The 13,108-nt window shown below is 58.2% G+C and carries 12 protein-coding genes; 8 read left to right on the forward strand and 4 right to left on the reverse strand.

What is annotated here, in order from left to right:
- The first annotated feature begins 196 nt into the window (after positions 1 to 196).
- Together mraY and Pan189_RS12500 are read left to right on the forward strand one after the other, a co-directional pair.
- Positions 197 to 1,300, forward strand: a complete 1,104-nt coding sequence (mraY, locus tag Pan189_RS12495; RefSeq protein WP_145364245.1) for a phospho-N-acetylmuramoyl-pentapeptide-transferase — start codon at positions 197 to 199, stop codon at positions 1,298 to 1,300.
- Positions 1,301 to 1,569: 269 nt separating this feature from the next.
- Positions 1,570 to 1,866 (forward strand): hypothetical protein, encoded by a 297-nt coding sequence (locus Pan189_RS12500; protein ID WP_310820408.1) that lies wholly within the window; start codon positions 1,570 to 1,572, stop codon positions 1,864 to 1,866.
- Here Pan189_RS12500 and Pan189_RS12505 read toward each other — a convergent pair.
- Positions 1,856 to 4,564 (reverse strand): excinuclease ABC subunit UvrA, encoded by a 2,709-nt coding sequence (locus Pan189_RS12505; protein WP_145364248.1) that lies wholly within the window; start codon positions 4,562 to 4,564, stop codon positions 1,856 to 1,858. The two genes, Pan189_RS12500 and Pan189_RS12505, sit on opposite strands and share 11 nt — an antisense overlap.
- A gap of 21 nt (positions 4,565 to 4,585) precedes the next feature.
- Positions 4,586 to 5,500, reverse strand: a complete 915-nt coding sequence (locus Pan189_RS12510) for a bifunctional riboflavin kinase/FAD synthetase (RefSeq protein ID WP_145364249.1) — start codon at positions 5,498 to 5,500, stop codon at positions 4,586 to 4,588.
- A 385-nt stretch (positions 5,501 to 5,885) separates the two neighbouring features.
- Here Pan189_RS12510 and Pan189_RS12515 point away from each other — a divergent pair, with 385 nt between their 5' ends.
- On the forward strand, positions 5,886 to 6,266 hold the full coding sequence (locus Pan189_RS12515; protein WP_145364250.1) for a CoA-binding protein: 381 nt from the start codon (positions 5,886 to 5,888) through the stop codon (positions 6,264 to 6,266).
- A 48-nt stretch (positions 6,267 to 6,314) separates the two neighbouring features.
- Here Pan189_RS12515 and Pan189_RS12520 read toward each other — a convergent pair whose 3' ends face one another.
- Complete coding sequence (locus tag Pan189_RS12520) at positions 6,315 to 7,703, reverse strand: glycosyltransferase family protein (RefSeq protein ID WP_145364252.1); 1,389 nt, start codon at positions 7,701 to 7,703, stop codon at positions 6,315 to 6,317.
- A 214-nt stretch (positions 7,704 to 7,917) separates the two neighbouring features.
- Here Pan189_RS12520 and Pan189_RS12525 point away from each other — a divergent pair, with 214 nt between their 5' ends.
- The 4 genes from Pan189_RS12525 (at position 7,918) to Pan189_RS12540 (ending at position 10,066) form a co-directional block, all read left to right on the forward strand.
- On the forward strand, positions 7,918 to 8,925 hold the full coding sequence (locus Pan189_RS12525; protein ID WP_145364253.1) for a hypothetical protein: 1,008 nt from the start codon (positions 7,918 to 7,920) through the stop codon (positions 8,923 to 8,925).
- A 236-nt stretch (positions 8,926 to 9,161) separates the two neighbouring features.
- Positions 9,162 to 9,380, forward strand: coding sequence for a Sec-independent protein translocase subunit TatA/TatB (locus Pan189_RS12530; protein WP_145364254.1), 219 nt, complete (start codon positions 9,162 to 9,164; stop codon positions 9,378 to 9,380).
- Between the two features lie 62 nt (positions 9,381 to 9,442).
- Complete coding sequence (locus Pan189_RS12535) at positions 9,443 to 9,643, forward strand: hypothetical protein (protein ID WP_145364256.1); 201 nt, start codon at positions 9,443 to 9,445, stop codon at positions 9,641 to 9,643.
- Positions 9,644 to 9,754: 111 nt separating this feature from the next.
- Positions 9,755 to 10,066, forward strand: coding sequence for a Sec-independent protein translocase subunit TatA/TatB (locus Pan189_RS12540; RefSeq protein ID WP_310820412.1), 312 nt, complete (start codon positions 9,755 to 9,757; stop codon positions 10,064 to 10,066).
- Between the two features lie 25 nt (positions 10,067 to 10,091).
- Here the strand turns inward: Pan189_RS12540 and Pan189_RS12545 are convergent, their stop codons facing one another.
- Positions 10,092 to 11,918 (reverse strand): PQQ-binding-like beta-propeller repeat protein, encoded by a 1,827-nt coding sequence (locus Pan189_RS12545; RefSeq protein ID WP_145364257.1) that lies wholly within the window; start codon positions 11,916 to 11,918, stop codon positions 10,092 to 10,094.
- Between the two features lie 176 nt (positions 11,919 to 12,094).
- Here Pan189_RS12545 and Pan189_RS12550 point away from each other — a divergent pair, with 176 nt between their 5' ends.
- Positions 12,095 to 13,063 (forward strand): PIG-L deacetylase family protein, encoded by a 969-nt coding sequence (locus tag Pan189_RS12550; protein WP_145364259.1) that lies wholly within the window; start codon positions 12,095 to 12,097, stop codon positions 13,061 to 13,063.
- The last annotated feature ends 45 nt before the right edge of the window (positions 13,064 to 13,108 follow it).

The raw sequence follows: 13,108 nt of genomic DNA on the forward strand, positions 1-13,108 counted from the left end.
GATACAACGGTGTCTTAATGCCGCGGCGGAATCGACTCGATAGCCGAGACTTCCGCTGCGAGCATGATGACACAATGCCTTCGATAAAGAAGGTCGACTGCCGAAAACTGCCCTCCTCAGAATTAACGACAGACCATTCAGTCAAGCGTCTGATCGCAAGTAAACCCATTCTGTAAGAAGCGCACACGCCAAATCAATGATCCTTTGGTTGACCGACATCTTTCCATCGCTGTCCGAACGGCTGCAGTTCCTCTCTGCAGGCGATTCGCGGGTCTTCTTAACGGCTCGCATCGCGATGGCGACCATTACGTCATTTCTGCTCGCGATCATTCTCGGACCATTCGCCATCCGCTGGTTGAAAGCCCGATTCACCGAAAAGGTGAAAAGCGCGTCCGCTCGGCTCGACGAGATGCAAAAGGGGAAAGAAGCGACGCCCACGATGGGCGGACTATTCATCATCGGTGCGGTCGTGCTTGCCGGTCTGCTGTGGGGCGATCTATCAAATTCGTTTGTCCAATACGGACTTATTCTCTGCGTTGGGCTGACCATTGTCGGCGGAGTCGACGACTGGATTAAATTAAGAACACAACAACGCGGCTTGACAGCTCGACAAAAATTCGGCGCTCAAGCCGTCGTCGCGGCCATCGTCGCAGCGGGCATTGCCCATCAACTCGGCAACTCAACCGGGGGCGCGGAGCTGATCCTGCCGGTCGGACGGTGGGTGATTCCGCTCGGAATATTCTTTATTCCGTGGGCGATTCTGGCGATGCTCGGCGGCAGTAACGGAGTCAACTTGACGGACGGTCTTGATGGTCTCGCCGCCGGCTGCACAATTTTCGTCGGGGCGACAATGGCGGCCCTCACCTATGCGGCCGGTCACTCCGGTATCGCTACTTACCTCAGCATCCCGTCCGTTCCCGGTTCAGGTGAGACAGCCGTGCTGCTCGGCGCCCTCATCGGAGCCATGCTCGGTTTTCTATGGTTTAATGCTCATCCCGCGCAAGTTTTTATGGGCGATACCGGTGCATTACCCGTGGGCGGACTGCTCGCCTTTTCGGCGATCGTGTGCCGCCAAGAAGTTTTATTCGTCGTCTGTTCGTCGGTCTTCGTCGCTGAAACCGTCAGCGTCATCGCGCAGATGGGATCGGCCCGCATGCTCGGAGTCAAACCACTGCTGTGCGCCCCGTTGCACAACCACTTCCTGTTCCGAGGCGACCACGAAACAAAGATTGTCACGCGTTGCTGGATTGTGTCCGCACTCTCCTGCATTGCCGCCTTCGCACTCTTAAAAGTGAATTAAGGCCGGGCACATCGACCGCGTGACCACGATATAAATGCGTTGTTGGGGAGAGAGGGACCGGAGGCCGGTTCGGTAGGCGAAAGCCAATCGGACCGGCCTCCACCCTTTTATAGGCCACCTTTAAACGGCCCACTAAATGTGTGACCATTACTATTTAATAGCTTTATCAGGATTGTGTAAAATCGGATATCTTCTTAATATTTTCGCAGTCTCCTTCAAGTCGCGTTTCGCTCGTTGAATGACTTCTCCGTCGAGCCGAAAGCAAATCGATGAAGAACACGTTTGCCCTGCCGCTCCTACTCGCACTTTGCTGCGCCTCCACAGGGTGCAGCGCAATGCGAACTTTAGGGCATTTGGCAACCAACACGACTGAGACGAATCGCAAGCTCGACCGCCTGACCGCCCAACTGGGAAACCTGAACGCCGGCATCGCGACCACCAATCAGCAACTCGGGCAGATCACCGCGCTGACCATGGAGACGTCGAGAGACCTAAAAAATATCGATGAGAAGATGACGACGCTCGAGCGAGTCGGCTCCAAAGCCGAGCAAAAGCTCAGCCCGTGAGCGATATCACTTGCGAGGCGGCAGCGATCATGATCGGATCGTGGGTGGCCACCACCGCAGTGTGGCCGACCGTGCAAAGGCGTTCGACGGCCTCGACGACGCGCCGCGAATCGGCCGGGTGAAGATCGCCGGTCGGGTCATCCAACAACAGCAGCGCGTGACGCCCCTTGGCTCCCCCGAGCATCTCCGCCAGATTAAGACGGCCCCGCTCGCCCGTGGAAAGAGTCTCGATTGATCGACCGAGCGTCAAATAGTCGAGGCCAACTTCTCTAAGCGGATTGAGCTTCTTTAAGATGCCCGGGTGGTTACGCAGAACTACGAACGCTTCGGCAACGGTCATTTCTAAGATATCGGCAATCGACTTCGCTTGGTATCGAATATCGAGGACGTCGGTGCGATATCGACTTCCGCCACAATCCTGGCAACTCGCACTCACGTCGGGCATGAATAGCATGTCAACTTTCATGACGCCGGTTCCGCGACACGACTCGCAGCGGCCACCTTCGCTATTGAAAAAGCTGAAGGTCGAAGGCGTAAAGCCACGGACTTTTGCTTCCTGGCTCTCGGCGAAGAGACGACGAATTTCATCGAACGCCTTAATTGCGGTCACGACGACCTGACGGCGGACGTACCGGATGTTCTCCGTCGTTAAGAGTCGTATTTCATCAACCGATGGGCCGGAGCTTTGCTCGACACTGGCAATATCCCGACCGTTTTCTCCGGATCGATCATTGCTCAACCTCGCCTCAACGGCCGGATGAATCACCGCTTGCAAGAGAGTCGACTTGCCCGACCCGCTCGGCCCGCAAATTGCTGTGATCGCATTCAGCCGCAACTTCAGCGACGGAAATTCTCGGCCACGGGCTTGATGGCCATTGATCGATAGATATTTGCTGTCGTCGGCACTTCGCGATTCAGCCTTCTTAAGAATTACATTCTCAATCGTGTTTTCAATCCCTCCCTTCGGACCGGGCGGCCCTTCACTAATGACCCGGCCCCCATCACGGCCGGCCGCGGGCCCTAATTCGATGACGTGATCGCTTTCCGATTGCACCATCGGGTCATTAGCCGCCAACACGACCGTATTGCCCTGACCCGTCAATCTCCGCAGACACTGAACGATGCGTTGGACATCGTCGCATCCAAGCCCTCGCGTCGGTTCGTCAATGACGTACAGCAAATTGCTTTGATCTGCTGCGGAAATCGTAGCGAACTGAGCACGCCGCACCTCCCCGGTCGACAGGTCTCGCACGCTTCGATTTAATGGGATTGCTTCGAGCCTCAACTCTTTTAAGAGGTTCGTCCTGTCGGATAGCTGTTCAAATTGAGCCATCGCGTCTCGATGCTCAGAATGCACTGAGCTCAACCAATCATTTAATTCTTTCGCGCACTTCGCCGTGAGTTCAGGGAAACTCATATCTTGAAGTCGCACGGCCCGTGCTGCCGGCCCGAGGCGCGTTCCATGGCATTCCGGGCAGGGAATCGATTTGCTCAATCTCTTCGGATAAATCGGTGCTGTCCCACGACGCCGGGCTGCTCCGCGTGATCGCAAGGCTTCAGCTAAACCGTCGAAGCGACGATCACCCTCGAGCAGTTTGTTACGATCCTTGACGGCCACTTCGCGGAAGGGACGGTCAAGGTCGACTCCGATCTGCTCGGCATATTTGAAAAGGCTCCTGCGGAGATCGCTGCGACGGTTCGTCTTCAATTCGACGATCGCGTCGTCGCGCAGGCTGATTGTTTCGTCGGGGACAAGTCGACCCCAATCAATTTCTGACACTTGGCCTCTTCCGCCGCAAAACGGGCAGGCACCGAGCGGGGAATCGGACCGAAACAACGACTCTTCAGGCTCCTCATAGCGCACGCCACTGACCGGGCTGATCAGTTCTTCGGTGAAGACTCGCTGGGCCCACTTGCGGCCATTGAAGTTTGTCAGAGCCTCATCGGCCAAAGGAGAACCTTCGTCCGTCTCCGTTAGAGCGATGCAGACACCCGCCCCGGCGGACAGCGCGAGGCCGGCCGAGTCGGCAGCCCGTTGCCAGATTTTCGAATCCGACTTGAGCCGGTCGACAACGACCAAGGCTCCGTCGAAATCGGCCGTGTCACCCCAATTGACCTCGTCAATCGACATCGTCCGCCCGGCAATGATGACCCGGCGAAACCCTCCGCGACGCAGCAGCACCGGCATCAACTTCAAGTCTCGGGAGTTTTCAGCGATGACGTGAAGCGGAAACGCAATGATCACCCGTCGACCGTCGTTGGCATGCGTCACCGCGTCGGCGACAGTCTCCGGGGTCGAGCGGACAAGCGGTTGCCCGGTCGCGGGGTCGATCACGGTCCCCAGACGTGCGAATAGTTCTCGCAGCAATTCGTCGATCCGAGCCAGTTCCGCGAGCGTCTTGTCCCCGGTCGAAAACGTCAGGTCTGCTTTCACAGCTACCGATGGGCAGATCGGAGCGATCGAGTCGACGTCGGGACGCTCGACGGTGCCGCGCTGAACCGCCATTCCTTGAGCGATTCCGGCGGCGTATCGCGCCGTCGCTTCCGCATGCAACGTATGAATTGCGAGGCTCGTCTTGCCCGCTCCGCTCACACCGCAAATCGTGGTGATGCCGCCGATCGGGATAACGCAATCAATGTCCTGCAGATTCCGGGTCCGAGCGCCGATCACTCGAATTACGTCGGACGGCTCGGGCATCGGAAGAAATCCAAGAGTGCTTCACGTCGCCGAACTTGCGCGAATTTGCTCGCAGTCCGCCACCATTTGATGCTGCAATTCTTCGGCTGAATCGAACTTTCGACTCGTTCGCACATACGTGAGAAAGTCGATGTTCAAAATCATGTCGTAGAGGGAGCCGCTGAAATCGAGTAAATGGACTTCGACCGTCGACTCATCGGCGTCGAATGTCGCATTCTTGCCAATGTGAATCGCGGCGGCATACGACGTTTCATTGAGTTGAACGCGTCCCCCGTAAACGCCTTCGGCGGGGATCAACGTCTCAATCTCTGACAGATTTGCGGTCGGAAAACCGAGTCCCGCCCCGCGGCCCGCTCCATGGGAGACGCGTCCGGAAATCTGATACGGCCGGCCGAGCAACTCCGCTGCTTGTTCGACATCGCCCTCACCGAGCGCTTTTCGCACGCGAGACGATGAAATCATTTCGTCGGCGATCGACTGCGGTTCGAGGACGTGCAATTCGATCCCGTGTTCTCGACAAAATTCGGCCAGCAACGCGGTATCGCCTTCGCGATCCTTACCGAAATGGAAATTAGGGCCTTCCACCAGTCCCCGCGCGGCAAACTCGCGAACAATGACCCGGTCAAAAAAATCCCGCGGCGATGAATTCAAGAGAGCGTGATTTGTTTCGAGCACGACCACCTGATCGGCGCCGGCGGCGTGCAGCAGTTCGGATCGTTGCAAAATCGTGGTGAGTTGCGCGGGGGCCAACTCGGGACGCAGCAGTTCGGCCGGGTGCGGATCGAACGTCGCCACCACTGCCGGGCCGCCCAGCCGATCGGCCTCACGTCGCAAACGGGCGATCATCCGGCGGTGACCGAGATGCACGCCGTCAAAGTTTCCGATAGTGAGACAGCCGCCGCGACAGGTTTCGTTCGGGGCGTCAAAAAGGGCCATGGGCGTCGGTCGGAAGCGAAACTGTAAAAAAATGAGGCGGGGACAACGGCAGTTTATGCCAATGGCCCCAACGAGCAACGCAAGCAGGCGGCTGGAGCACTTTCCTGCGACCTGTCGCAGCAATCAGACTCAAAATGCCTACGAATTCGTCCGCCCCGCTTCCAGAACCCGCCCCATTTACGGGAAATTAGCGCTCGTGTCGTCAACAATGCCGACCGCTTTCGGCTGACCCGCTGGATGTCGTCGGGCAACGGACTACGATGGACGCGATCCATCGTAATTCATCACCAACGATTTCAGAATCGTCACGACGATCGAAGTCCCGGTCTCTCATGTCGGCGAATAAAATATTCGGCGTCATCTCGGATCATAGCAAGAGAGCAATATGAGCGAGCAAAAGACCGTAGCCGTGCTCGGAGCCAGCCGAGATCGATCGAAATTTGGCAATAAGTCGGTGCGGGCTCATGCCTCAAATGGCTACGCCGTCTATCCGATCAATCCCAAAGCCGACGAGATCGAAGGGCACACGGCCTACAAATCGTTGGATGACCTTCCGATCGAATCGATCGACCGGGTGACCGTGTACCTGCCGCCTGCGGTACTGATCGGCGAATTGGAAGCAATCGGGCGGAAGCGTCCGACCGAAATTTTTCTGAACCCCGGTTGTGAAAGCAGTGAGGTTCTCGCGAAAGCGAAAGAACTCGATCTGCCGGTCATCCAAGCGTGCAGCATCATCGATGTCGGGGCCCATCCGGCGAATCTGTAGCGGTCCGCGAAACGTCGCGGGCGGGGCTGTTTGGTCGCTCATGGCCCGTCATGTCTTTGACGGCAACGGTTGAGACTCCGGCTTGCGCCTTGGCTGTCGAGCGTCACTTCGTTCGCTCGGATAGACATTGTTCCATCCTGCCGAAGAGTCCTCGGTCATGTGCGCCGGCGAGGCTCGGGGTGGTGACTTCGACCGCTGACGCGATTCGCGGGACGGACGGAAGACGACGAGAATCCACAGTGGCAAGTACCAGAGAACATAAATCCCGCCGCCGCGCGGGTACCAGAACTGAATCGCAAGCATGATGGCAGCCGAGCCGGCTAAGAGCGTTTCGGTCGCACCCCGCCTCATTTTGACCGTCACGCCGATCAACAGAATGACGAAGACCGTAAAGACAGGAATCCGGTAGACCTGCGGCCGATTGCTCCAGAACCCTCCGGCATCAACCCCTTCAAACCTCAGAATCTTCCAGTCGATCGAGCCGATGACCTGTCTGACAAAGGAGTCGGCATCGACAGCGGTCAGCGCCAAAGATGCGGCCAGCAATGCGGCGGTGAATACCAGCGCGGCGGAGAATTTCAGCATCTCCTTCCTGCCGTAATACCGCAGCCACAGCGGCAGCAGGAAGATTGGGCAAAAGATCATGCCGCAGGCGAGGCCCAGCAGCAGACCGGCTGCGACCGGGCGATCACGAAGGGCGACGGCCCAGATCAACAAGCCGGCGGGCAGCACACGATTGACTTCGACGGCTTGAAGCGCGGTGCAGGGCAGGAGTACATAGAGCGCCCCGGCCGCGATTCCAATGGAGGAATCGCCGGTCAGCATCCGTGTGGCGAATACCAACCCGACGAGTACCGCCAGTTGAGACAGGATCGCGGCGATCCGTGCCGAAATCGTCACGGCAAAGTCGACGTTTCGCTCCGCCGCCCCCGGGGGCATCACAACCCGCGAAAGCCCGACCGCGGGCGTCGCCAAGACGGCCCCCGCCGGTCCGACCGACTCGCTCTCTCCCGTTTCATCGGGCCGCGCTCGACGCTCCACCAAGTCTTGGGCACGACCCAACGTCGCGATGGTGTCGGTCGGCAATCGGTCTTCGGTCGCAATTTCGACCGCGATCAAACCGGTGGCCACGATCGCTAGAAACAGCAGACCCGGAGGATTCAAATTTTGTGGCAAGCGGGGGCGACGATTCAGCAACCCATCGCAGAGCAATCGCCCCAGCACGACGGCTGAAATCCCGAACAGCCACGTGTACGCCAACGTCGGGTGAGACTCGACAAACAGCAATCCCGGCGTCACGCTCAATAGCAGAAGCAGGTCAAAATTGCGCAGCGACCAGACGCGACGGAAGCGGAAAAAAACAGCAATAACCAACGGCAGCGAGAGGTAGCACCAAGTCGCCGGGTCGAGCCGATATTCGGGGAGGATGGATTCCATGCGGGGGACCTCAGACCGAAGAGCGATGCCGTCCGCACCGCTGAATCGCTAAAGCCTAACGGCTTAATGGTTTGCGGTCTACTTTCGTGAGGTTTTGATGGTGACCGGCGTGGGGAATCGGTGGGCGGCTCATCGCCCGAGCCACGATGGGAACAACGCCGTGGTGCATCGGTCCGCCGGTCGACCCAGAGGAGTTAAGCATGGGAGTTAACGCATGTTGGATGATCTACTTTCAGGTCGCGTGGGCACCGTCTGGGTCACTACCGGACTCGCCGAGAAGTGCGCGAATCGCGAAAATACGGCGAGTCTTGCCGCCGACCGATTGGCTGCGATCTCAATCGAAGAATGGAAGGGCATCGCCACTCGTTCGGGTTGCGAGGTCGTATTTGTCGCCGAGAGCACCACGCACGGAATTCGCGAAGTTTTATCTGAAGCGATTCTTCAATCAGAAGGTTTCGTGGCGGTCGGAGTCGCTCCGACGACGAGTCAGGCGGCGTTGCTGCAGTCTCTGCCCATTCGAGTTGCATGTCTGCTATGGCCCCAATGGCGACCGCAAGCGATCGGCATTTGGCGTGAGGGACTTCGCCATTTCGTTAAAACCGAGGTGAACTCCGCGGAGCCGCTCGGATCACTGTTGATCGGAACCGACCCCGAAGTTGACGCCTTGCGATTCATCACCGCGATGGATGCCGAGAGCGCTGCCTCATACGTAACGCTGCCGTCGCTCGGACCCGCCTGTGACCATCCCCGGGAGACAGCGCTCAACGGCTTAGGCAGCCTCGGCGACTCGGCCTTCGCTGGCAAATTCGATCATTCACTTGTGAAAGCCGGGCTACTTTTGGTTCATGGCGAGTTGGAAGCGAGCCACTCGATTGCCCAAGACGTCGGCGGCCCCGACGGCGATTACTGGCACGGTATCATGCATCGGCGGGAGCCGGACGACTCGAACGCGAAATACTGGTTTCGACGCGTCGGTGATCATCCGATCTTCCCGGCTCTTGCCCGATCGGCGATGGAGATCGATGAACACTGCGGCACCGATTTTACTCAGTCTGTCGCTCATGCGGGCGAATGGGATGCGTTCGCGTTCGTCGACTTATGCAGCCGAGCCCGGCGCAGTGACGATTCCAACCTGACGGCGTACTGCCAACTGGTGCAGTGGTCGGAAATACTGCTATTGCTGAACCGAGCCTGCGGAACTTCTGCCGACGGCGGCAGTTAAGAATTGACAAACATCTGCGTTCGTTCATACTTATCGAAGTCGCCGGGACGTTGACCTCTCAACCCCGGTTCGGCTGACGAGCTGCGGAGCGTCCTTTTCGAGGACGACTCCGGCAACGCCCGCCCCACTGCCTACCGGCATCTCTTTGGACCCGCTCGATTCCCCTCGCGTAGAGCTGCGCGAATAATGAATCGGGCGGACCGCCTGCTTTCCTTGCGGCACTTCGGAGAAAAACTATGAGTCCATTATTCGCACTATTCACCGGAGCACCGGGATTGCCGGAGCTGCTGATCATCGCGGTGATCGTTTTGGTCCTGTTCGGGAAGAGGCTCCCGAGCGTGATGCGGTCGCTCGGAACGAGCATCACGGAATTTAAAAAGGGCATCAACGATGTGTCGGAGGAGCCGACGAAGTCGGAGGAATCGGCCCACTCCGAGTCGCGAAGTGATGCCTGACGCAGCGGATTGGGAAACGAGAAGTTCTTTCGTGCGACGTCAGGACAATTTGAGGTGAGATCATGGCTCCAGGCATGCCGGGCATCGCCGAACTCGTGATCTTGTCGTTCATTCTCGTTCCGTTCGTACTGCTTCCCGCCGGGATCGTGCTGTTCGTTTTGTGGCTTCAACATTCGAATCGGATGTCGCCCGGCGAAGTAAACCGGCAAGCGGTTGATTCCGAAGAGCCGGGTGATCGATCGGCAGACCGAGATCGATCTTAATGATTGACCATCATCAAATTTGAACAGCGGAAACAATGACAGCCTGAATCTCTTTCATCGATGAAACGGCAGTCATTTCGAGTCCGAAAGCAAACAAAGCGAGTTTCAGATATGGGAATTTTGGGTTCGCCGGGAATGGGGGAGATGCTCGTGGTGGGCGTCATCGCGCTGCTGCTGTTCGGCAAGCGGCTCCCCGAAGTCGCCCGCAACGTCGGCAAGTCGGTCAATGAACTCAAGCGGGCGATGAGCGGCTTCACCAGCGAGATCGACAGCGTCAACCGCGACCTGCGCAGCCCGACTTCGAGCACGCCGCCAAGCCGGTCGATGCCCGGTCGCGAACCGACCGATGAAACGGAATTCGACGTCGCTGCCCCGAAGTTCTCACCTCCCGCAGCGCCGGTCGATGCCGAGTCGAAGGCATGAAATTGCCGGCGATTACGGCGGGATCTCAGCGAAGAGCGGCCACGGCCGGTGTGTCCTTCGGCTCTGACGACACCGGCAGCACATAGCAGGCGGCCTCTTCCGCATTGCGGACATAGACGCGATCTCCGACCACGACCGGATGGTTCCACGTCTTGCCGTCGATCGCAGGCACCTTCGCGAGTTCAACGTGACGGTCTGGGTTCGCTTCGAGTAGAACGAGTTCGCCTTTCTCGGATAGCACCAGAATCTGGTTCGACTCGGTCAGCAACACGGCTTGGCCTTTGCCGTACCGACCGCCTTTCCATTCGCGCTTGCCGGTTTCGAGATCAATACAGCCGAAGATCGCCACGTCGAAGCCGTAGATGTAGCCATCGTGTTCGATGTAGTCGTTGAAATCGGGCTTCATCCCGCGACTGGTCCAGGCTTCGTCGACCGACCAATCTCCGTCCTCTTCAGCAACATCGAGTCGGCGGGTGCCTTCACCCAATCCTGTTGAAATATAAACCGCGTCGTTATCAACAACCGGCTGCAACACACGGTAGCCATCGTAGGGCCAGCGGTGGTTCCAGAGGACTGACCCGTCTGCCGGATCAAGAAACCGAACGCCCTCGTTGCAGATCATCAGGATGCCGTCTGTCTCGGCAATCCGGGCGAATTGCGGCGAGCTGTAAGAGTGATCTCCCGATTCCGCCCCCCAGCGGAGTTCACCCGATTCAACGTCGTAAGCCAGCACACCACCCTCGCCCGTTCCGCCGGCATGAACGATAACGAGCCCTTCGTGAACCAGCGGTGACGATGCGAAACCCCACACCGGCATCGGCATTTCGGGATCACGATCGGCATCGTTCTTTATGTCGACCTGCCAGATCACCTCGCCGGTCTCCGGCTCAAGACGATGCAACAGTCCCGACCCACCCAAGGCGAACACCCCCTCAGCCGTGACGGTTGGTGTCGCCCTCGGACCGGCTCCGGCGACCGGTTCCCAAAACCGGCTCTCGTATTCCGCGGCCCACACGATCTCCCCGGTATCGGCCTGCAGGCACACGACCGCCTCGTTGTCACCCCGTTGCTCTTGAGTGAACAAGTACGGGCCTGCCACGGCGAACGAGGACCATGCCGGTCCGATTCTCGACTTCCAGAGTAGTTTCGGGGGATTCGCCTCCCAGTCTTCGGCAATGCTCACGTTATGGACTTTGCCGTCGCGCTCCGGACCGCGGAACTCAGGCCAATGAAACTCGGCCGCTTCAAAGTCTGTTGAGACTTCCGAGTCGCTCGCATCGACTCGCTCGATCGACGCCAGATATTGCTCTTCCGCACTCGGCTCCCAGCGCCAGGCCAACTCCGAGCGAAAATCGCTTGTCACGCCTTCAGAGCGTGCCAGGGTCCAACCCGCCGAAGCGAGTCCGATGACCAGCAAAGTGATGACGGACCGCGTTTTGGGGAGGCCGCCGAACAGAAGCAACGACACGCCTCCTGCGAGCAGCAGCGTCGGAATGACGTTGTACATCGTGCCCATCCCTTTCATGGTGGGATGGAGGAAAAAGCAGGGAACCGCCCCGACGATCGACCAGCCGAGCAGCGCCAACAATTTTTCCGGCCAACTCGCCCGGCTCGCAAAAAGCCACCACACGACGACAGCCGCTCCGACAACCAGCGGACCAAAGAAGCTCATCATCATCACGGTCAGCGGAGGCGTCTCCCAGGCGAGTTGCAGATACCAGCAGACCGGAATCAGCAACAAAAGAATGACCAACGGCCAGCGGCGCAGCGGACGACCGGATGAGCCGGTCTCGCTGGATTTCTCGGTTTGTTCCGGCAAAGTATCAGTCGGTGGTGTTGTCTCGGTTGCCATTTAGATGACCAGCTTATTCGGAGGGCTTGAGGGTCGTTCAACGAACTGAGTCTAACGCGTTCAAGGCGCAATACGATCGAAATGAACAGATATTATTATTTGCTTCCCAATCAAACCATTGAGTCAACTCGGCTTCACAACTTGATCCACGTGTCATTTCAACGTGCGGCTAGACGATGTCAATCGGGCAGTGGGTCACGCTTCGCGTCAGCCAACGCACATTTGACCGCGTTCTTCAGCACAACTCAGGCAATCTCATGAAGAAATTCCTATTAACGGCATTTCTGGCAACCGGAATTAACATCGTTGCTTCGCTCGTGTCTTTGGCAGCTGATGCAGGCGTCGAAACTGCCGCGGAATCAGGGCTGGCCAGCCTCGACATTCTCGTCATCGCCCCGCATCCGGACGATGAGGTCATCGGCTGCGGAGGGGTCATCATTAAAGCCGACGAAGCCGGCCGGAGGGTCGGCATCGTCGTGGTGACCAGCGGAGACGGCTACCCGAACTGGACGGCAAAGATTTTCGAGAAGGACCGCGAGAATTTAAAACCGGCCGACTTTAAGAAGGTCGGCACAATGCGCCGTCAGGCCGCCGTTGACGCCGCAACCAATCTCGGGGTTTTGAAGGAGGACGTGATGCTGCTCGGCTATCCTGATTCCAAACTCGCGGAGGTCTATCAAGCCGCCGACGCGGAGCCCGTCCGGCAGCCGTATACCGAGCAGAGTGAAACCTACGGTAAGGTGATTCCCGACTATCACTCGGCAACGCACGGCACGCCGGCCCCTTACGTCAAGTCGTCAGTGATCGGGGATCTGGCCGAGATCATTAAGACGCGCAAACCGCGGGAAATCTACGTCACCAATACGGCCGACACCCACAAAGACCACAGTACGACAGGACAATTCTCAATGGATGCGGCGAAGGCCGCGAACTATGGCGGGCCGATCTATACCTATATCGTCCACGGTGAAGTAGAGCCGAATCTACCCCAGCACCGGGTCGCGTTATCCCCGAAACAGGTCGCGCGAAAAAGAGCCGCGATCATCCGCTACGACTCTCAATTGCCAAACGTAACCGACCATCTCGACATTTACGCGGCGCGGGCGACTGAAGAGGAGGTCTTTTGGATTGTCGAATCTGATTAGGCACCCCAGCGATCGCGGTGGACGAGAGCATCTTGATCAATCGGC

It is taken from the genome of Stratiformator vulcanicus (assembly GCF_007744515.1).
GTDB lineage: Bacteria > Planctomycetota > Planctomycetia > Planctomycetales > Planctomycetaceae > Stratiformator > Stratiformator vulcanicus.

What these genes read in the sequence shown, in the direction of transcription:
- mraY (WP_145364245.1), top strand. Translation starts at nt 197, where the DNA reads ATGATCCTTTGGTTGACCGACATCTTTCCATCGCTGTCCGAACGGCTG.
- Pan189_RS12500 (WP_310820408.1), top strand. Translation starts at nt 1,570, where the DNA reads ATGAAGAACACGTTTGCCCTGCCGCTCCTACTCGCACTTTGCTGCGCC.
- Pan189_RS12505 (WP_145364248.1), bottom strand. Translation starts at nt 4,564, where the DNA reads ATGCCCGAGCCGTCCGACGTAATTCGAGTGATCGGCGCTCGGACCCGG.
- Pan189_RS12510 (WP_145364249.1), bottom strand. Translation starts at nt 5,500, where the DNA reads ATGGCCCTTTTTGACGCCCCGAACGAAACCTGTCGCGGCGGCTGTCTC.
- Pan189_RS12515 (WP_145364250.1), top strand. Translation starts at nt 5,886, where the DNA reads ATGAGCGAGCAAAAGACCGTAGCCGTGCTCGGAGCCAGCCGAGATCGA.
- Pan189_RS12520 (WP_145364252.1), bottom strand. Translation starts at nt 7,703, where the DNA reads ATGGAATCCATCCTCCCCGAATATCGGCTCGACCCGGCGACTTGGTGC.
- Pan189_RS12525 (WP_145364253.1), top strand. Translation starts at nt 7,918, where the DNA reads ATGTTGGATGATCTACTTTCAGGTCGCGTGGGCACCGTCTGGGTCACT.
- Pan189_RS12530 (WP_145364254.1), top strand. Translation starts at nt 9,162, where the DNA reads ATGAGTCCATTATTCGCACTATTCACCGGAGCACCGGGATTGCCGGAG.
- Pan189_RS12535 (WP_145364256.1), top strand. Translation starts at nt 9,443, where the DNA reads ATGGCTCCAGGCATGCCGGGCATCGCCGAACTCGTGATCTTGTCGTTC.
- Pan189_RS12540 (WP_310820412.1), top strand. Translation starts at nt 9,755, where the DNA reads ATGGGAATTTTGGGTTCGCCGGGAATGGGGGAGATGCTCGTGGTGGGC.
- Pan189_RS12545 (WP_145364257.1), bottom strand. Translation starts at nt 11,918, where the DNA reads ATGGCAACCGAGACAACACCACCGACTGATACTTTGCCGGAACAAACC.
- Pan189_RS12550 (WP_145364259.1), top strand. Translation starts at nt 12,095, where the DNA reads ATGTCAATCGGGCAGTGGGTCACGCTTCGCGTCAGCCAACGCACATTT.